The sequence below is a fragment of the Massilia sp. YIM B02443 genome, from assembly GCF_030411955.1.
GTDB lineage: Bacteria > Pseudomonadota > Gammaproteobacteria > Burkholderiales > Burkholderiaceae_D > Telluria.
Genome location: NZ_JASNRA010000005.1, coordinates 103,697 through 122,074, shown reverse-complemented (window position 1 = coordinate 122,074; position 18,378 = coordinate 103,697). Strand labels below are relative to the sequence as shown.

Genomic DNA, 18,378 nt, shown 5'->3' with positions numbered 1-18,378 from the left:
AACTTAGTGGCACTTGAAGTAATCGAACGGCTCGCGGCAGTCGAGGCACTTGTACAGCGCCTTGCACGGGGTCGAGCCGAATTCGCTGGTCACCTGGGTGTGCGCCGAGCCGCAGTGCGGGCAGCTCACGCTTGGCGCGGCGCGGCGGCGGATGCCGGCGTGCAGGCCGCTGATGTCGATCGCCTGCTGTACCGGTGGGGCGATGCCGTAGCCTTTCAGGGCGGCCTTGCCGGACTCGCTCATCCAGTCGGTGGTCCAGGCGGGCGACAGGCGGGTTTCGATGCGCGCTTGCAGGCCGTGGGCGTGCAGCGCTTCCTTCACCGCGTCGGCGATCACCCCCATCGCGGGGCAGCCCGAATACGTCGGGGTGATGGTCACGATGCATTCGTCGTCAAGCACCCGCACGTCGCGCACGATGCCCAGGTCGACGACCGAGATCACCGGGATCTCGGGGTCGGGCACGGCGCCGAGCCAGGCCCAGACCTGGCCGACAGTGACGTCCTGCGCGGTCATCACCAGGCCGCTCCCGGATAGGCGCGCTGCAGGAACTGCATCTCGGCCAGGATGTAGCCGAGACGCTCGCTGTGGCGGCCCTGCTTGCCGCCACGCTGCATCCAGGCGCCAGGGTCCGGCATGGCCAGGGTGGCGTCCTGCAGCACTTCGGCCACGTGGTCGAGGAACTGTCTGCGCAGCAGCCCGGCGGCCGGCGCCACGCCCTGCTCCACCATCGCGTTGTCGATGTCGTCGTAGATGAAGGCTTCGCCGCTGTACATCCACAGCTCGTCGAGCGCGGCCTGCATCTTGACGTGGCTGATGTCGGTGCCGTCGCCCAGGCGCACCACCAGGTCGCCGCTGCGGCGCAGGTGGTAGGTCACTTCCTTGAGCGACTTGGCGGCGATGTCGCGGATGCGTTCGTCGCTGGAACGGGTCAGGCCGTCCATCAGGAAGTAGTGCCAGCTGTCGAACAGGAACTGGCGCATCATGGTGTCGGCGTAGCTGCCGTTGGGCTGCTCGACCAGGATGCAGTTGCGGTAGTCGCCGGCATCGCGCAGGAAGGCCAGGCGGTCTTCGTCGCGTCCCTTGCCTTCCAGCTCGCCGGCATACGACAGCCACATGCGGGTCTGGCCGAGCAGGTCGAGGGCGACGTTGGACAGGGCCATGTCTTCTTCCAGGGCCGGGCCCTTGCCGACCAGCTGGCACAGTTGCTGCGACAGGATCAGGGCGTTGTCGCCCTGGCGCAGCAGGTAATCAAACTTTGCGAATTTCGCATCCATCGCTGCACTCACAGGTTCTTGACTTCTTCCGGCATCGGGAAGAAGGTGGGGTGGCGGTAGACCTTGCTGTTGGCGGGTTCGAACAGCGCCTCCTTGTCGGATGGGCTGCTGGCGACGATGTCGGCGGCGCGCACGACCCAGATCGAGACGCCTTCGTTGCGGCGGGTGTAGACGTCGCGCGCGTTGTTGATCGCCATTTCGGCGTCGGGGGCGTGCAGGCTGCCGACGTGTTTATGGGCCAGGCCGTGCTGGCTGCGGATGAAGACTTCCCAGAGGGGCCACTCTTTGCTCATTGTTGTCTCCGATGTCGCCGGTGGATCCGGCGTACGTTGGACGCGTCGGCGGCGCAGCCGCCAACCCTACGGTTGTATCGTTATCTGGCGTGGTGACGTGCGTTGAACGCGTGGACGGCGGAGCCGTCCACCCTACGCCGCGGTTCGCTTTGCGGCTTGCTTGTCGGCGTGGGCCACCAGGGCGTCGCGGAACCATTCGCCGTCGTCCCAGGCCTTCACGCGGGTGCGCAGGCGCTCGCGGTTGCAGGGGCCGTTGCCCTTCAGGACGTTGTGGAACTCGGACCAGTCGATTTCGCCGAAGTCGTACGAGCCGCGCTCTTCGTTCCACTTGAGATCGGGGTCGGGCACGCTCAAGCCGAGGTATTCGGCTTGCGGCACGGTCTGGTCGACCATGCGCTGGCGCAGTTCGTCGTTCGAGAACAGCTTGATGCGCCAGGCGGTGGATTGGGCGCTGTTGACCGATTCGGCGTCGGACGGGCCGAACATCATCAGGGACGGCCACCACCAGCGGTTCAGGGCGTCCTGCGCCATCGCCTTCTGCTCCGGCGTGCCTTTGGCAAGGCTCATCATGATGTCGTAGCCCTGGCGCGCGTGGAACGATTCTTCCTTGCAGACGCGCACCATGGCGCGCGCGTACGGGCCGTACGAGCAGCGGCACAGCGGGATCTGGTTGATGATCGCCGAGCCGTCCACCAGCCAGCCGATGGCGCCCATGTCGGCCCAGCTCAGGGTCGGGTAGTTGAAGATGCTCGAGTATTTCGCCTTGCCCGCGTGCAGGGCGGCCAGCAGCTCGTCGCGCGACACGCCCAGCGTCTCGGCGGCGCTGTACAGGTACAGGCCGTGGCCGGCCTCGTCCTGGATCTTGGCCAGCAGGACCGACTTGCGCTGCAGCGTCGGCGCACGCGTGACCCAGTTGCCCTCGGGGAGCTGGCCGACGATCTCGGAATGCGCGTGCTGCGAGATCTGCCGGATCAGCGTCTTGCGGTACGCCTCCGGCATCCAGTCCTTCGGTTCGATCTTGATCCCGGCGTCGATGCGCGCCTGGAATTGTTGTTCTTCGGCGCTCATGTCCTGTTCTGTGCGGACTTTCTTGAGGCCGGTCTCCACCATCTGTGCGTACATGAGTGTCTCCTCATCTCCTGCATTGCAAACCTGTGCGAATCATAATACGATACAAAAAATTCGATGTACACAAGAATTTTGAATCATATTGAAAAGCGACAGGCTGACCCATCTCATGAAACGACTTTCCGCCGGCGAATGGATCGCCCACGTGCTCGCCACCGATCCGCCACGCCACAAGTCGCTGGTGGTGACCGTCTGCGGCGACACCATCGCGCCGCATGGCGGGGCGTTCTGGCTGGGCAGCATGATCGAGCTGCTGGCGCCGCTCGGCGTGGGCGAACGGCTGGTGCGCACCAGCGTGTTCCGCCTGGTGCAGGAAGGCTGGCTGACCGCCAGCCGCGAAGGCCGGCGCAGCCGCTATGAACTGGAAGCGGCGGCCCTGCCACGCTTCGAGCGCGCCAACCGCCGCATTTATTCGGCGCCGGGCCTGGAATGGGACGGCAAGTGGACCTTCGTGCTCGCTCCGGGCGGCAGCATCGACAGCGAACTGCGCGCGCAGCTGCGCAAGGAACTCGAGTGGGAAGGCTTTGCCATGCTGGCCACCGGCGTGATGGCGCATCCGGCGCCCGAGCGCGACACGCTGCGCGACCTGCTGGCGCGTAACGATGCCGAGAGCAAGGTGTTCGTCTGCGAGGTGGCCGAGCTGGCGGGACTCGGTTCGCGTCCGCTGCCGCAGCTGGTACGCGATTGCTGGAACCTGGATGCGGTGGTGGAAGGCTATCAGGCCTTCATCGAGACCTTCGCCCCGCTGCCGGCGCTGCTGGGCCAGGACGACATCACGCCGCAGGATGCGTTTGCGATCCGCACCCTGCTGATCCACGCCTACCGCCGGGTGCAGCTGCACGACCCGATGCTGCCTCTGGCGCTGCTGCCGCAGCCGTGGCCCGGCTCAAGTGCGTATGCGCTGGCGCGCGACATCTACCGCCTGTGCCAGGCGCGCGCCGAACAGCACCTGCTGGCCATGCTGCGCCGCGAAGACCCCGCCACGCCAGACGCCGACGCCGCTTTCCACGCACGTTTCGGCGGCTTGCAGGTCGAATAGCCGCACCGTCGGCGGGCGCGAAAGCGGTTATCATCTCTTCTTTGATGCACTTCCCAACACAGGACAACACCATGTCTATCAAGATCAGCAGCCAATTCGACGCTGGCGCCATCGAAGTCGTGAACGCCACCAGCGCCAACGCCATCGACCTGAACATCCGCAAGGACTCGCACGCCGACATCATCCAGTGGTTCTACTTCCGCCTGCAGGGCGCGCAAGGCGAAGCCTGCACCATCCGCCTGCTCAACGCCGGCAAGGCCGCCTATCCGGCCGGCTGGGAAGGCTACCAGGCGATGGCGAGCTACGACCGTGTCAACTGGTTCCGCGTGCCCACCAGCTTCGACGGCCAGGTCTTGAGCATCGAGCACACCCCGGGCATGGACAGCGTCTACTACGCCTACTTCGAGCCCTACTCGTTCGAGCGCCACCTGGAGCTGCTGGACCGCGCCCAGATGGCGGAAAACGTGCGCATGCTCGACCTGGGCTCGACCGTCGACGGCCGCGACCTGAACATGCTGGTGATCGGCGAGCCGGCCGAGGGCAAGAAGAAGGTGTGGGTGATCGCGCGCCAGCACCCGGGCGAGACGATGGCCGAATGGTTCGTCGAAGGCATGCTCGACGCGCTGCTGGATCCGGCGCACCCGTTCGGCCGCCAGCTGCTGAAGGAATCGGTGTTCTACGTGGTGNGGTTCGTCGAAGGCATGCTCGACGCGCTGCTGGATCCGGCGCACCCGTTCGGCCGCCAGCTGCTGAAGGAATCGGTGTTCTACGTGGTGCCGAACATGAACCCGGACGGCTCGGTGCGCGGCAACCTGCGCACCAACGCGGCCGGCGCCAACCTGAATCGCGAATGGCTGAACCCGACCATGGAGCGCAGCCCGGAGGTGTTCCTGGTCAAGCAGAAGATGCACGAAGTGGGCGTCGACCTGTGCCTGGACGTGCACGGCGACGAAGGCCTGCCGTACGTGTTCGTGGCGGGCAGCGAATCGCTGCCGAACTTCACGGCCGAACAAGCCGAGGCGCAGCAGCGCTTCATCGCCGACTTCAAGATCGCCAGCCCGGACTTCCAGGACGTGCACGGCTACGGCGAATCGCCGTATTCGGAAGAGACGCTGACCATGGGGTCGCCGCACATCACGCACGCCTTCGGTTGCCTTTCCTTGACCCTGGAACTGCCGTTCAAGGACAACGCCAACGATCCGGACGAGCAGGTGGGCTGGGATGGTGCGCGCAGCGCGCGCCTGGGTGCGGCGGTGCTGCAGCCGGTGCTGAGCGCGATCCGCGCGATCAAGTAAGCACGACGCTCCAATGAAAAACGCTCCGCATGACGGAGCGTTTTTTTATGCGCTCAAGGATGCTCTACAGCTGCACGCCCAGATGCGCCTGCACCCACGCATTCGCATCCTCGCCGCTATCGAAATGCAGCGTCGCGATCGCGGTCTTGTCCGCCGCCAGGAAGGTGGCGTACACCTTGCGGCTATCCGCCCCCGAACTCAGCAGGTCGGACTGCTGGGCCAGTTCCACCGTGGCTACCAGGTCGAGATTGAGCAGCACGGTCTTCTGGCTGCTTTCCTTGTCGATGCGTACGAATCGGCTCATGGCTTTCTCCTCAATCGACCTTAGTTACCTGCCACGACCATCTTCTCGATCAGGATCGAGCCGGTGGTCTTGTTGCCGCGTACCAGGGTGTCGTTGCCGATGGCGACGATTTGCTGGAACATCTCGCGCATATTGCCGGCGATGGTGATTTCTTCCACCGGATACTGGATCACGCCGTTCTCGACCCAGTAGCCCGAGGCGCCGCGCGAATAGTCGCCGGTCACGTAGTTCACGCCCTGCCCCATCAGTTCGGTCACCAGCAAACCGGTGCCCATCTTGCGCAGCATGCCTTCGAAATCGTCGGCGCGTTTCGTCGCGTTCGACGTGATCTGCAGGTTGTGCGAGCCGCCGGCGTTGCCGGTGGTCTGCATGCCGAGCTTGCGCGCCGAGTACGAGGACAGGAAGTACCCCTGCAGCACGCCGTCCTTGATCACCTTGCGGCGCACGGTCTTGACGCCTTCTTCGTCGAACGGCGCCGAGCCGACCGCGCCGATCGCGTGCGGGTCTTCGATCACCTGGATATGCGACGGGAATACCTGCTTGCCGAGCGTGTCGAGCAGGAAGGTCGACTTGCGGTACAGCGCGCCGCCCGACACCGCCTGCACGAAGGCGCCCAGCAGGCCCGCCGCCAGCGGCGCCTCGAACAGCACCGGGCAGGTGCGGGTGTCGAGCTTGCGCGCGTTCAGGCGCGCCAGGGCGCGCTCGGCGGCGTAGCGGCCGACCGCTTCCGGTTTGGCCAGCTGTTTCGGGTCGCGCGAGGAGGTGTACCAGTCGTCGCGCTGCATGGCGTTGCCCTTGCCCGCGATCGGCGCCACCGAGATGGTGTGGCGCGAGAACGGATAGCCGCCGATGAAGCCGCGCGTGTTGGCGCCGACGAAGTGCGACTGCTGGACGTAGACGCTCGAACCTTCGCTGTTGGTCACGCGCTTGTCGACCGCGAACGCGGCGTCTTCGCAGCGGCGCGCCAGTTCGACCGCTTCCTGGGTGGAGATCTGCCATGGGTAGAACAGGCGCAGATCGCGCGGCTCGAGCTCCAGCAGGTCGGCGTCCGGCAGGCCGGCACAATTGTCTTCGGCGGTGAAGCGGGCGATGTTCCAGGCCGCTTCCACCGTCGCCTTGAGCGACGCGGTGGAAAAGTCGGAGGTGCTGGCGTTGCCGCGGCGCTGGCCGGAATACACGGTCACGCCCAGGCCCTTGTCCTTGTTCTGCTCGATGGTCTCGATATTGCCTTTACGAACGGAAACCGACAGCCCGCTTCCCTCGCTGATCTCGACCGAAGCATCTGTGGCGCCCTGCTCGCGGGCGAATGCCAGCACGTCGCGCGCCAGCTGTTTCAGCTGATCCTGGGTGTGGGTGAAAGCGGTGTCTTTCATGTCGTGTTTTTCGTAGCGAGCCCTAAAACAGTTATCATAGCAGCCGTTTACAGTTTTCACTGATCGGCCCAGCGCCAATCGGATTTACCCCGGAATCATCCATCATGCCTAACCCAAATCGCGGCTCGGTCGGCTTCCAGTCGAACGAGTTCGAACCCGAGTACGAGCGTCCTTCCAAGTCGGAGCTCAAGCGCCAGTCGAACGACCTGCAAAAACTCGGCGAGCAGCTGGTCGACGCGCCGCGCGACCGCGTCAAGAAGGTGCCGATGCCGGAAGACGTGCGCGAAGCCATCCTGACCTGCCAGACCATCAGCAACCACGAAGGCCGCCGCCGCGCGCTGCAGTTCGTGGGCAAGAAGATGCGCACCCTGGACGAGGAAGAAGTCGCCGTCATCCAGCGCACCATCGACAGCTGGAAAGGCGCGTCGAAAGCTGAAACCGCCGCCCTGCACGCGCTGGAACGCCGCCGCGAAAAGCTGCTGGCCGACGACAAGGCCCTGACCCAGCTGCTGGAAGAGCATCCCGAACTGGACGTGCAGCAGCTGCGCACCCTGATCCGCAACGCGCGCAAGGAAGTGGCCGAATCGAAGCCGCCGAAGGCCTACCGCGAAATCTTCCAGATCCTGAAGGACCTGGGCAAGAAGGACAAGAAGGCGGCGCAAGACGACGAAGCTGACGAGGCGGTCGATGGCGACGACGACGAATGACGACATCCTGATCGTCGGCCTGGTGTCGGTCTCGGACCGCGCCAGCGGCGGCGTGTACGAGGACAAGGGCATTCCCGCGCTGCAGGAGTGGCTGGCCGGCGCCATCACCACGCCATTTCGCGTCGAGACGCGCCTGATCCCGGACGAACGGGCGGCCATCGAAGCCACGCTGGTGGAGCTGGTCGACAGCGCGCGCTGCCACCTGGTGCTGACCACCGGCGGCACCGGCCCGGCACGGCGCGACGTCACGCCCGAAGCCACGCTGGCCGTCGCCACCAAGGAGATGCCCGGCTTCGGCGAGCAGATGCGCCAGATCAGCCTGCGCTTCGTGCCGACCGCGATCCTGTCGCGCCAGACCGCCGTCATTCGTGAAACTGCGGACCACGCGGCCCTGATCATGAACCTGCCGGGCCAGCCGAAGTCGATCAAGGAAACGCTGGAAGGCCTGAAGGACGATGCCGGCAACACGGTCGTCGGCGGCATCTTCGCGGCCGTCCCCTATTGCATCGACCTCATCAAGGGACCGTACATCGAAACCGACCCGGCGGTGAGCAAGACCTTCCGCCCCAAATCGGCCCTGCGCCCACCTGTCAACTGACGAGAGAACCCATGAGCGACGTCGACCTGCTGGACAATATCGAAATCGAAACCGCCCCGAATCCCGAGGTCGCCATCATCTGGCTGCACGGCCTGGGCGCCGACGGCAACGACTTCGTGCCGATCGTGCGCGAACTCGACCTGACCGGCCTGCCCGGCATCCGCTTCGTGTTCCCGCATGCGAAGACCATGCCGGTGACGATCAATGGCGGCTACGTGATGCGCTCGTGGTACGACATCCTGGGCACCGAACTGACCCGGCGCGAGGACGAAGGCGGCCTGCGCTCGTCGCAGCTGGCGGTGGAAGCGCTGATCGCGCGCGAGAAGTCGCGTGGGATTCCGGCCTCGCGCATCATCCTGGCCGGCTTCTCGCAGGGCTGCGCGATGACGCTGCAGACCGGCCTGCGCCATCCGGAACAGCTGGCGGGCATGATGTGCCTGTCGGGCTACCTGCCGCTGGCGGGGCACGTGGCGGCCGAGCGCACCGCGCAGAGTCTGAAGGTGCCGGTGTTCATGGCGCACGGCACGCAGGATCCGGTGGTGCCGTTCGCGCGCGCCGAAGAGTCGCGCAAGGTGCTCGAGTCGCTCGGCTACCAGGTGGAGTGGCACGCGTACCAGATGCAGCATACGCTGTGCCTGGAAGAGGTGCAGGACATCGCCAGGTGGATCCGCAAGGTCGTGGCCTGATCAGCTTTCCAGCGCCGCATCCACTGCGTCGCTCAAGCGCGACACGATCTCCGACAGATCGGCCGCCGTCGCAATGAACGGCGGCGCCAGCAGCACATGGTCGCCATGCCGGCCGTCGATCGTTCCCCCCATCGGATACACCAGCAAGCCGCGCGCCATCGCCTGCGCCTTGATCGCCGCATGGAGTTTACGCTCCGGCGCGAACGGCTCTTTCGTCTCCCGATCGCGCACGAATTCCAGCGCCAGCAGCATTCCGCGCCCGCGGATATCGCCCACGTGCTCGTGCACCCCGAACACGTCGCCCAGCATGCGCCGCAGCGTGGCGCCGCGGCTGCGCACCCGCGCCAACAGATCCTCGCGCTCGATTACCTGCTGCACCGCCAGCGCCGCCGCCGCCGCCACCGGATGGCCGATGTAGGTGTGCCCGTGCTGGAACATGCCGCTGCCCGAACGCAGGCAGTCGACGATGGCGTGATGCGCCAGCACCGCGCCGATCGGCTGGTAGCCCGCCGCCAGGCCCTTGGCCACGGCCACGATGTCGGGCGCCACGCCGTCCTGCCCGATCGCGTACATGGCGCCGGTGCGGCCCATGCCGCACATGACTTCATCCGCGATCAGGAGGATGCGATGGCGGTCGCAGATCTCGCGCACGCCCTTGAAGTAGCCCGGCGTGGGCGGGATCGCGCCGCCGGTGGCGCCCACCACCGGCTCGGCCACGAAGGCGATGATGTTGTGCGGCCCGGCCTCGATGATCGCGGTCTCGAGTTCGTCGAGCAGCGCGGCGGTGTAGTCCTCGACGTTCTGCTGCGGCGCGCGGCCGCGGTATTCGTAGCAGGCCGAGACCCGCAGCGCATCGACCAGCAGCGGCGCGAAGTCGCGCTTGCGCCACTCGTTGCCGCCCACGCCCAGCACGCCCAGCGTGTTGCCGTGGTAGCTCTGGCGCCGCGCCAGAAAACGCGTGCGGGCCGGCTCGCCCCGCTCGACCCAGTACTGGCGCGCCAGCTTCAGCGCCGTCTCCATCGCTTCCGAGCCGCCCGAGACGAAGTAGACGCCGGTGAGGCCGTCGGGCGCCCCGCGCGCCAGGCGCTCGGCCAGCTGCTCGGCCACCTCGGTGGTGAAGAAGCCGGTGTGGGCGTAGGCGCAGCGGTCGATCTGGCGGTGCATGGCGGCGATCACTTCCGGATGGCCGTGGCCGAGCGAAGACACCGCGGCGCCGCTGCTGGCGTCGATGTAGCTCTTGCCGCTGCTGTCGCGCAGCACGATGCCTTCGCCGCCCACGGCGACGGGCGGGGTGTGGCGCAGGCTGCGGTGGATGATGTGGGTCATGGCGCGGTCTCCCTCGGGTTCGACAATGACGCTTGACGATAAGCGCGCCCGGACGCTCTTCTTTTGATTTTTGCCGCACGCCGTGCGAATATTTCCGCGAATCCACTTTTGGACCACACATGAGCGAACGCCTCGGCCCCATTCCGGATGCAGACCTGACCGACGCCCAGCGCGCCGCCGCCCGCGACATCGCCGACGGTCCGCGCGGCGCCCTGTACGGGCCGTTCGTGCCGCTGCTGCGCAGTCCCGAGCTGATGGGGCATGCGCAGCGCCTGGGCGAATACCTGCGCTACCGCAGCGCGATCGGGGTGCGGCTGTCGGAGCTGGCGATCCTGGTCACGGCGCGCCGCTGGGACCAGCAGGTGGAATGGGCAATCCACGCGCCGATCGCGGCCCAGGTCGGGATTCCGGCGTCGGTGATCGCGGCCATCGCGGCGCGCGAGCGCCCTGGCAACATGCTGGTGGACGAGATGGTGGTGCACGACTTCTGCGTCGAACTGCACGAGCAGAAGGCGGTGTCGGACAGCGTGTATGCGGATGCGCTGGCGCTGTTCGGGGAACAGGGCGTGGTGGACCTGGTGGGGATTTGCGGGTATTACACGATGCTGGCCATGACGATGAACGTGGCGCGCACCGCGGTGCCGGAGGATGGCGGGTGGAGGTTGCCGGAGTAAACCGGCGCCGCCGCGCGGCGAGAACGATGCTCTCGCCGCAACGGCGGCCAGCCGTCACGCCTTGGGAAACGCCACCACTTCCGCCTGCTGCTCACCCAGGCCGGCGATCCCGAGCCGCAGCTTGTCGCCCTTCTTCAAAAACCGCTGCGGCGAACGTCCCATCCCCACGCCCGGCGGCGTGCCGGTGGTGATGATGTCGCCCGGCTCCAGCGTCATGAAGCGCGATACGTAGCTCACGATCTGGGCCACCGTGAAGATCATGTTCGACGTGTTCCCGGTCTGCATGCGCTTGCCGTTCAGTTCCAGGTACAGGTCGAGGTCCTGCACGTCGTAGATCTCGTCGCGCGTGACCAGGAACGGGCCCACCGGGCCGAAGGTGTCACAGCCCTTGCCCTTGTCCCACTGCGAGCCGAGCTCGAACTGGAAGGCGCGCTCGGACACGTCGTTGACCACGCAATAGCCGGCCACGTACTTCAATGCGTCTTCTTCGCTGACGTACTGCGCACGCGTGCCGATCACCACGCCCAGCTCGACTTCCCAGTCGGTCTTCTTGGAACCCTTGGGCAGCTGGATCGGGTCGTCCGGGCCGTTCAGTGAGCTGATCGCCTTGGTGAAGAACACCGGCTCGCTCGGCACCGCCGATCCGGTTTCCGCCGCGTGGTCGGCATAGTTCATGCCCACGCCGATGAACTTGCCGACGCCCTTGACCGGCACGCCCAGGCGCGGGTTGCCGCGCACTAGCGGCAGGGTCTTGACGTCGAGCTTCGCGAGTTTGCGTAGCGCCTTGTCGGACAAGGTTGCGGCGTCGATGTCGTCGACGATGCCGGACAGGTCGCGCAGGCGGCCTTCTTCATCGAACAGGCCCGGCTTCTCTTTGCCCGGACGGCCATAGCGCACCAATCTCATCGTGTTTCCCTGATAGTTGAATCGAAGGGGCGATGATACCAAGGATCGGGCGCCGGTCTTTCCTACTGCGTTCCCTACTGCGTTCCTGTTAGAACCCTACTTGCTCAGCAGGTAGGCGCTGATGTCGAGCGCATCCCGTTCGCTCACGCCCAGCGTCGGCATCGCGGTGCCCGGGTCGAGCGCCTGCGGATCGAGGATGAAGCGCACCAGGCTGGCCTGGTTGTTCGGCACCTTGCCGGCGATGTAGCGCCGCTTCGACAGGTCGTCCAGCGGACGGCCGACGTACACCTGCGAGCCGGCCACGCCCGGCACCACGTGGCAGGAATGGCAGGCGTACTGGGTCAGCGCGATCTTGCCGCGCTGCGGGTCGCCCTGCACGCCGGGCGGCGGCCGGTCGGCACCGCAGCCGGCCAGCAGCAGCGCCGCTGCCGACAGCATCATGGCGAGACAGGAACGCTTCATGATCCCTCCCGCTGCGAGCTGGCGCGCGCCGATTGCTGCACCTTTGCCGGCACCGCATCCACCCCGGCCTGCCCGGCCGTCATGCCCTTGAAATCGGCCGGCGTCATCACCGGCATGGCCGCCACGAAGGCCACCACCGCCCACAGGTCGCTGTCGCTCAGGTGGTATTCCCAGGCCGGCATGCCGCTCATCTTGATGCCATGGCGCGTGATCCAGTACAGCTCCCGCGTTTCCCAGTTGATGTCGGCGTCGACCAGGGGACCCGGCACCGGCTGCATGCTCATGCCGTGCTTCGACGGCGCCACGCCCGGCCCGCCGTGGCACTGCAGGCAGTTGTCGCGGTACAGCGCGGCGCCGCGCAGCAGCTGCTCGGGCGCGCCCAGCGCCGGCACCGTGATGTCCCTGGCGTGGTTCTGGATCGAATACTGCAGGCCTTCCTCGAACACGGTGTAGATCAGCGGGTAGTGCGACTCGGTCGCGCTGATGTTATAGAAGCCGCCGCGCAGGACGATCAGGCCGATGACGGCGCCGGTCGCCCCCGCTCCCAGCAGGGTCAGCACCATGGTCTTGACGATAAGTCGTGCGCGATTGGATAGCATCACTTAGGGTGTTCTGTTAAAAAATTGACATGTAATTTCTTGTATTATAAAAGCCACAGCTTTTTTACGATTTATCAAACGTGCGCAACCTTTATTGTCATTACGAGCGTTTTAGAGGCGTTTTACGCACAGTTGCGATGCTGTCGTGCATGACGCTCGTCAGCGCCTGCCACCAGAACGATGCCAGCACCGAAACCAGCCGCGTGGCCGGCGGCGACCCCGAACGCGGCCGCCTGCTGACCCAGCAGTACCAGTGCGCGGCCTGCCATTTCATTCCCAACGTGCAGGGCGCCAACGGCGACGCCGGCCCTTCGCTCGAACACATGGGCCGCCTGAGCTACATCGCCGGCGGCATCCCGAACCAGCCCGAGAACATGATCCGCTTCCTGCAAAATCCGCCGGCCGTGAAGCCCGGCACCCTGATGCCGGCGCTCGGCATTTCCGACGAAGAGGCGCGCCACATGGCGGCATACATGTACACGCTGCGATGAGCGACGCCAAGACTGTCCCCCTGAGCGAGCTGCAATCGGTCCTGCATCCGGCCGGCGCCGACGCCGCCATCATCCACCAGTTCTCGTGGGTGCTGTTCGTCGGCGGCACGGTCATTTTTGTCGCCGTGATGGCGCTGCTGGCGCTGGCCATGCGGCGCGGCATGCGGAAAGACGCGCGCCCGGTGCGTCCGATGCTGTGGATCTTCGGCGGCGGCATCGTGTTCCCGGCGCTGGTGCTGACCGCCCTGCTCACCTGGAGCACCTGGCGCAGCGTCGACCTGGCGCCGCAGACGTCGCACCAGGCGCTCACCATTTCCGTCACCGGCAAGATGTGGTGGTGGGAAGTGCGCTACCGCGACCCCGGCAGCGGCCGCGAGATCGTCAGCGCCAACGAGATCGTGATCCCGGCCGGCGAATCGGTGTACCTCGGCTTGACGGCGTCGGACGTGATCCACAGCCTGTGGGTGCCTGCGCTGGCCGGCAAGCGCGACATGATCCCGGGGCGCGTCACGGGCCTGAACCTGCGCGCCGACAAGCCAGGCGTGTACCGCGGCCAGTGCGCCGAGTATTGCGGCGAACAGCATGCGCGCATGGCCTTTCACGTGATCGCCCTGGCGCGCCCCGAATTCGACGCCTGGCTGGCGCGCCAGGCGGCGCCAGCCCTGGCCGCCGACACCCAGCTGCTGCAGCGCGGCCGCGCCGCCTTCCTCGAGCAGCGCTGCCAGGCCTGCCACACCATCCGCGGCGTGACCGATGCCGAGGGCGTGCAGCAGCAACAGATCGCCGACACCTCGCGCCTCGGCCCGGACCTGACCCACGTCGGCAGCCGCCGCACGATCGGCGCCGCCACCCTGGACAACCACCGCGGCACGCTGGCCGGCTGGATCGCCGACCCGCAGGCGATCAAGCCGGGCGTGTTCATGCCGCCTTCCAACGACCTTGACGGCGAGACCCTGCGCGCGCTGGCCACCTACCTCGAGCACCTGAAATGACCACGCGCGACGACGCACTCCCGAACTCCCTGCCCCGCCCACCGCTGGAACTGACCCGCCTCGAAGAGGTCTGGGAAACCCCGAGCGGCTGGCGCTTCTTCAAAAGCGTCAACAACACCAATATCGGGCTGATGTACATCGGCACCGCGATCCTGTTCTTCATCCTGGCCGGGATCCTGGCCCTGATCATGCGGGTGCAGCTGGCGGTGCCGGACAACGACCTGGTGGCGGCCAGCACCTACAACCAGATCTTCACGATGCACGGCACCGTGATGATGTTCCTGTTCGCGATTCCGATCGTCGAAGCGATCGCGGTCTACCTGCTGCCCAACATGCTGGGGGCGCGCGATTTACCGTTCCCGCGTCTCTCGGCCTACGCCTTCTGGTGCTACGCCTTCGGCGGCCTGGCCTTTTTCTGCACCCTGTTCTGGGGGCTGGCGCCGGACGGCGGCTGGTTCATGTACCCGCCGCTGACCGGCATGAAGTATTCGCCCGGCCTGAACGCCGACTTCTGGCTGCTGGGGATCGGCTTCATCGAGATCTCGGCCATCGCCGGCGCGATCGAACTGATCGTCGGCATCCTGTTCACGCGCGCGCCGGGCATGACCCTGCGCCGCATGCCGGTGTACGCCTGGGCCATGCTGGTGGTGGGCGTGATGATCGTGATCGCCTTCCCGGCGGTGATCGCCGGCACCGCGCTGCTCGAGCTCGAGCGTGCCTTCAACATGCCGATCTTCGAGGCCGAACGCGGCGGCGATCCGCTGATCTGGCAGCACCTGTTCTGGTTCTTCGGCCACCCCGAGGTCTACATCATCTTCCTGCCGGCGGCCGGCATGATCTCGACCATGATCCCGACCATCGCCCAGAACCGGCTGGTGGGACGGCGCACCATCGTGGTGGCGCTGGTGGGCGTCGGCATCTTCAGCTTCGGCCTGTGGGCGCACCACATGTTCACCACCGGCCTGGGCACGCTCGAGATGACGCTGATCTCGGCGGCCAGCATGGCGGTCGCGATCCCGACCGGGATCCAGGTGTTCGGCTGGATCGCGACGCTGTGGAGCGGGCGCGTGACGATGAACGCGCCGACGCTGTTCATGCTCGGCTTCATGTTCATCTTCGTGCTCGGCGGCCTGACCGGCGTGATGGTGGCGGTGGTGCCGTTCGACTGGCAGGTGCACGACACCTATTTCATCGTCGCCCACCTGCACTACGTGCTGATCGGCGGCATGGTGTTCCCGGTGTTCGCCGCGATCTATTACTGGCTGCCCCTCATCAACGGCAACACGCTGTCCGAAAAGTGGGCGCGGCCGATCTTCTGGCTGCTGTTCGGCGGCTTCAACATCAGCTTCTTCCCGATGCACATCACCGGCCTGTTCGGCATGCCGCGCCGCGTGTATACCTACTCGCACGAGATGGGGTGGGACTGGTTGAACATGATCTCGACCATTGGCTCGTTCCTGTTCGCGCTCGGCATCCTGTTGATGATCGTCGATGCCGTGCGCACGCTGCGCCGTCCGACCAAGGAGGTGGGCAATCCGTGGAATGCGGCCACGCTCGAGTGGCTGCCGTCGGAAGACTACGGCAACCGCAGCATCCCGAAGATCACCAGCGACGATCCGCTGTGGGACCAGCCGACGCTGTCGCAAGAAGTGGCCGATGCGCGCCACTACCTGCCGAATACCGCCACCGGCAAGCGCGAGACCATCGCCACCAGCCCGGCTTCCGCCAGGCCGGCTTACCTGATGATCCTGCCCGGCGACAGCTGGCTGACCGTGCTGGGCGCTTTCGGCACCGCCGGCTTCTTCCTGTTGCTGACCGTCAAGGCGATGGTGCTGGCCTTCATCTGCGGCATCGTTGCGATCGGCTCGATCATCGCCTGGCTGTGGCAATCGGACCGCTCGGTGCCGCAGCGCGAAGTCGACATCGGCGGCGGGATCACGCTGCCCGTCGGCGCCGTGGGCATGCGTTCGCATTCGTGGTGGGGCACCTTCATCATGCTGGTGGTGATCGGCCTGATCTACTCGTCGTTCGCCTACGTCTATATCCACACCTCGATGCGGCTGCAGATCTGCCCGCCGCCGGGCGCCTCGCTGCCGGACACGCTGTGGACGCTATTGAACGTCGGCCTGCTGCTGGGCGGCTCGCTGCTGGTGTGGCTGAGCGACCGGGTCAGGCAGAGTCTCACGCCGTGGCTGCTGGTCGCGGCCCTGGCGTGCACCACCGCCGCCTTCGGGGTCGACCTGCATGGCTGGCGCCTGGTGCACCTGGACTCTACCCGCGACGCCTGGAGCGCTTCGATCGCGATTCTGCTCGGTTTCCAGGGCGTGATGCTGTTCGTGCTGCTGCTGGCGGCGCCCTACCTGTGCGTGCGCGCCTGGCGCCGTTTGATCAAGCCGGAAAACCGCGCCACGCGCGACAACATCGCGCTGATCTGGCACTACGTGACGCTGCAGGGCATCGCGGGCGTGCTGGTGGTGCGCGGCCTGCTGCTGGTGATGGAGTAAAGACATGAGCGACCACTTCCTGCGCCGCGCCACCGGCGCCGCGCTGCCCTTCCTGATCTGGGCCGCCCACTTCGGCTTCTGCTACATCGTGGCCGCCGCCCAGTGCACGCCGGGCGGCTGGCGTCCCGGGGGACCGAATCCATATCTGCTGGGGGCGGCGACGCTGGCCGCGCTGGCGGCCTGCGCCTGGATCGGCGTCGCGGCGCAGCGGCGCCTGCGCGCATCGCCCCGCAAGGAGTTCACCGACTACGTGGCGGCGGCCGGCGCCGTGCTGTCGTTCATCGCGGTCGTATGGACCGGGATCCCGGTGCTGCTGGTGCGCGGCTGCGCCTGAGTAGCACGGGATGGCGCCGGACGTGTCAGCGCGCGTCCGGCACCACGCGCCAGATCACGTTGCCGACGTCGTCGGCCACCAGCACGGCGCCCTTGCGGTCCACCGCGACGCCGACCGGGCGCCCGTAGGCTTCGCCTTCCCCGTTGATGAAACCGGTGAGCAGCTCGACCGGCTTCCCGCCCGGCATGCCGTCCTTGAACGGCACGAACACCACGTTGTAGCCCGCGTGCGGACGGCGGTTCCAGGAACCGTGGTTGCCGACGATGGCGCCGTGACGGTACTGTTCCGGCAGCAGCGTGCCGTCGTAGAAGGCCAGGCCGAGTGCGGCGACGTGGGCGCCGAGCGCATAATCCGGCGCGATCGCCCTGGCCACCAGGTCGGGCCGCGGCGGCTTGACGCGGGTGTCGACGTGCTTGCCGTAGTAGCTGTACGGCCAGCCATAGAAGCCGCCGTCCTTCACCGAGGTCAGGTAGTCGGGCACCAGGTCGCTGCCGATCAGGTCACGCTCGTTCACCACCGTCCACAGGGCGCCGGTCTGCGGATGCCAGGCCAGGCCATTCGGGTTGCGCAGGCCCGAGGCGAACACCCGCGTTTTGCCGCTGGCGATGTCGATCTCCAGGATCGCGGCGCGGTTTTCCTCGTTCTCGATGCCGTTCTCGGCGACGTTGCTGTTCGAGCCCGTGGTGGCGTACAGCTTGCTGCCGTCCTTGCTGGCGATGATGTTCTTGGTCCAGTGGTGATTCAGCGGCCCGCCCGGCAGCGGCGCCACCAATTGGCCCTTGTCGAGGATCTCGGTGGCGCCTTCCTTGTACGGGAAGCGCAGCACACCGTCGGTATTCGCCACGTACAGGGTGTCGCCCACCAGCGCCATGCCGAACGGGGAGTTCAGATCCTTGAGGAAGACGCTTTTCAGGTCGGCCACGCCGTCGCCATCGGTGTCGCGCAGCAGCGAGATGCGGTTCGCGCTCGGCACGCCGGCGCCGGCCCTGGCCATCACCTTGGCCATCACATATCCCTTGATGCCCCGGCCTTCGCGCTTGGGCGCATTGGTCTCGGCCACCAGCACGTCGCCGTTGGGCAGCACGGTCAGCCAGCGCGGATGGTCGAGCGCGACGCCGAAGGCGTTCACCGCCAGCCCGGCCGCCGGTGTCGGCATGCCGCCCGCCGGCCAGCCCTTGGCCGGCGCGATGTTCACGGTCGGGATCAGCCCCTTGTCGGGCGCCTTGAGCATCGGCTGCGGGCCGACGTCGGCGCCCGGCTGCAGGGTCGATCTGTCGCCGCAGGCGGCGAGCAGCACCAGGGTGGCGCCGAGACACAGGCGAGGCAGTCGATTGCGCATGGTGGTCCCCAGTAGACGAATGCGCAATTCTATATTGACGGGCGGCGATGCCGC

The 18,378-nt window shown here is 66.6% G+C and carries 21 protein-coding genes; 10 read left to right on the top strand and 11 right to left on the bottom strand.

The annotated features are described in order from the left end of the window. Window positions 1–3 precede the first annotated feature (3 nt). From paaD to paaA, 4 genes are all read right to left on the bottom strand, one after another. Window positions 4–513: a 1,2-phenylacetyl-CoA epoxidase subunit PaaD gene (gene paaD, locus QPK27_RS07475; RefSeq protein ID WP_290417696.1), complete on the bottom strand. Its 510-nt coding sequence runs from the start codon at window positions 511–513 to the stop codon at window positions 4–6. Next, window positions 513–1,274, bottom strand: coding sequence for a 1,2-phenylacetyl-CoA epoxidase subunit PaaC (paaC, locus tag QPK27_RS07470; protein WP_290417584.1), 762 nt, complete (start codon window positions 1,272–1,274; stop codon window positions 513–515). Before paaC ends, paaD begins: the two co-directional genes overlap by 1 nt. A gap of 8 nt (window positions 1,275–1,282) precedes the next feature. Then, window positions 1,283–1,567, bottom strand: coding sequence for a 1,2-phenylacetyl-CoA epoxidase subunit PaaB (gene paaB / locus QPK27_RS07465; RefSeq protein WP_020651929.1), 285 nt, complete (start codon window positions 1,565–1,567; stop codon window positions 1,283–1,285). A gap of 132 nt (window positions 1,568–1,699) precedes the next feature. Next, complete coding sequence (gene paaA / locus QPK27_RS07460; RefSeq protein ID WP_290417583.1) at window positions 1,700–2,689, bottom strand: 1,2-phenylacetyl-CoA epoxidase subunit PaaA; 990 nt, start codon at window positions 2,687–2,689, stop codon at window positions 1,700–1,702. Window positions 2,690–2,804: 115 nt separating this feature from the next. Between paaA and paaX the strand changes: the two genes are divergently transcribed. Beyond that, on the top strand, window positions 2,805–3,734 hold the full coding sequence (gene paaX / locus QPK27_RS07455; RefSeq protein WP_290417582.1) for a phenylacetic acid degradation operon negative regulatory protein PaaX: 930 nt from the start codon (window positions 2,805–2,807) through the stop codon (window positions 3,732–3,734). Between the two features lie 71 nt (window positions 3,735–3,805). After that, complete coding sequence (locus QPK27_RS07450; RefSeq protein ID WP_290417581.1) at window positions 3,806–5,029, top strand: M14-type cytosolic carboxypeptidase; 1,224 nt, start codon at window positions 3,806–3,808, stop codon at window positions 5,027–5,029. Window positions 5,030–5,093: 64 nt separating this feature from the next. Here QPK27_RS07450 and QPK27_RS07445 read toward each other — a convergent pair whose 3' ends face one another. Next, window positions 5,094–5,333, bottom strand: a complete 240-nt coding sequence (locus QPK27_RS07445) for a hypothetical protein (RefSeq protein ID WP_290417580.1) — start codon at window positions 5,331–5,333, stop codon at window positions 5,094–5,096. Between the two features lie 20 nt (window positions 5,334–5,353). After that, window positions 5,354–6,706: a metalloprotease PmbA gene (pmbA, locus tag QPK27_RS07440; RefSeq protein ID WP_290417579.1), complete on the bottom strand. Its 1,353-nt coding sequence runs from the start codon at window positions 6,704–6,706 to the stop codon at window positions 5,354–5,356. 104 nt (window positions 6,707–6,810) lie between these two features. Between pmbA and yjgA the strand changes: the two genes are divergently transcribed. Genes yjgA through QPK27_RS07425 form a run of 3 tightly spaced genes read left to right on the top strand, consistent with a single transcriptional unit; the run spans window position 6,811 to window position 8,697 of the window. After that, complete coding sequence (gene yjgA / locus QPK27_RS07435; protein ID WP_290417578.1) at window positions 6,811–7,413, top strand: ribosome biogenesis factor YjgA; 603 nt, start codon at window positions 6,811–6,813, stop codon at window positions 7,411–7,413. Continuing rightward, window positions 7,394–8,011: a molybdopterin adenylyltransferase gene (gene mog, locus QPK27_RS07430; RefSeq protein ID WP_290417577.1), complete on the top strand. Its 618-nt coding sequence runs from the start codon at window positions 7,394–7,396 to the stop codon at window positions 8,009–8,011. Before yjgA ends, mog begins: the two co-directional genes overlap by 20 nt. An 11-nt stretch (window positions 8,012–8,022) precedes the next feature. Further along, window positions 8,023–8,697 carry an alpha/beta hydrolase gene (locus tag QPK27_RS07425; RefSeq protein WP_290417576.1) on the top strand — a complete coding sequence of 225 codons (675 nt, stop codon included), beginning with the start codon at window positions 8,023–8,025 and terminating at the stop codon, window positions 8,695–8,697. Here QPK27_RS07425 and QPK27_RS07420 read toward each other — a convergent pair whose 3' ends face one another. Beyond that, entirely contained in the window at window positions 8,698–10,023 is a 1,326-nt protein-coding gene (locus QPK27_RS07420) for an aspartate aminotransferase family protein (RefSeq protein ID WP_290417575.1), read from the bottom strand. A 119-nt stretch (window positions 10,024–10,142) separates the two neighbouring features. On the opposite strand from QPK27_RS07420, the gene QPK27_RS07415 reads away from it, so the two are divergent. Then, window positions 10,143–10,697 carry a carboxymuconolactone decarboxylase family protein gene (locus QPK27_RS07415; protein WP_290417574.1) on the top strand — a complete coding sequence of 185 codons (555 nt, stop codon included), beginning with the start codon at window positions 10,143–10,145 and terminating at the stop codon, window positions 10,695–10,697. 54 nt (window positions 10,698–10,751) lie between these two features. On the opposite strand, the gene QPK27_RS07410 is transcribed toward QPK27_RS07415, so the two are convergent. The 3 genes from QPK27_RS07410 to QPK27_RS07400 form a co-directional block, all read right to left on the bottom strand. Beyond that, complete coding sequence (locus QPK27_RS07410) at window positions 10,752–11,603, bottom strand: fumarylacetoacetate hydrolase family protein (protein ID WP_290417573.1); 852 nt, start codon at window positions 11,601–11,603, stop codon at window positions 10,752–10,754. A 96-nt stretch (window positions 11,604–11,699) separates the two neighbouring features. Further along, window positions 11,700–12,065 (bottom strand): cytochrome c family protein, encoded by a 366-nt coding sequence (locus QPK27_RS07405; RefSeq protein ID WP_290417572.1) that lies wholly within the window; start codon window positions 12,063–12,065, stop codon window positions 11,700–11,702. Continuing rightward, on the bottom strand, window positions 12,062–12,664 hold the full coding sequence (locus tag QPK27_RS07400) for a cytochrome c (protein WP_290417571.1): 603 nt from the start codon (window positions 12,662–12,664) through the stop codon (window positions 12,062–12,064). The genes QPK27_RS07405 and QPK27_RS07400 overlap by 4 nt, the downstream gene beginning before the upstream one ends. 149 nt (window positions 12,665–12,813) lie before the next feature. Between QPK27_RS07400 and QPK27_RS07395 the strand changes: the two genes are divergently transcribed. The 4 genes from QPK27_RS07395 to QPK27_RS07380 are packed head-to-tail and all read left to right on the top strand — an operon-like array spanning window position 12,814 to window position 16,985. Continuing rightward, window positions 12,814–13,155: a cytochrome c family protein gene (locus QPK27_RS07395; RefSeq protein ID WP_290417570.1), complete on the top strand. Its 342-nt coding sequence runs from the start codon at window positions 12,814–12,816 to the stop codon at window positions 13,153–13,155. Further along, window positions 13,152–14,147 (top strand): cytochrome c oxidase subunit II, encoded by a 996-nt coding sequence (gene coxB, locus QPK27_RS07390; RefSeq protein WP_290417569.1) that lies wholly within the window; start codon window positions 13,152–13,154, stop codon window positions 14,145–14,147. Before QPK27_RS07395 ends, coxB begins: the two co-directional genes overlap by 4 nt. Further along, window positions 14,144–16,651 (top strand): cytochrome c oxidase subunit I, encoded by a 2,508-nt coding sequence (ctaD, locus tag QPK27_RS07385; protein WP_290417568.1) that lies wholly within the window; start codon window positions 14,144–14,146, stop codon window positions 16,649–16,651. Before coxB ends, ctaD begins: the two co-directional genes overlap by 4 nt. Before the next feature lie 4 nt (window positions 16,652–16,655). Next, complete coding sequence (locus QPK27_RS07380; RefSeq protein WP_290417567.1) at window positions 16,656–16,985, top strand: hypothetical protein; 330 nt, start codon at window positions 16,656–16,658, stop codon at window positions 16,983–16,985. 25 nt (window positions 16,986–17,010) lie between these two features. Here the strand turns inward: QPK27_RS07380 and QPK27_RS07375 are convergent, their stop codons facing one another. After that, window positions 17,011–18,324: a sorbosone dehydrogenase family protein gene (locus QPK27_RS07375; RefSeq protein ID WP_290417566.1), complete on the bottom strand. Its 1,314-nt coding sequence runs from the start codon at window positions 18,322–18,324 to the stop codon at window positions 17,011–17,013. Window positions 18,325–18,378: the final 54 nt, after the last annotated feature.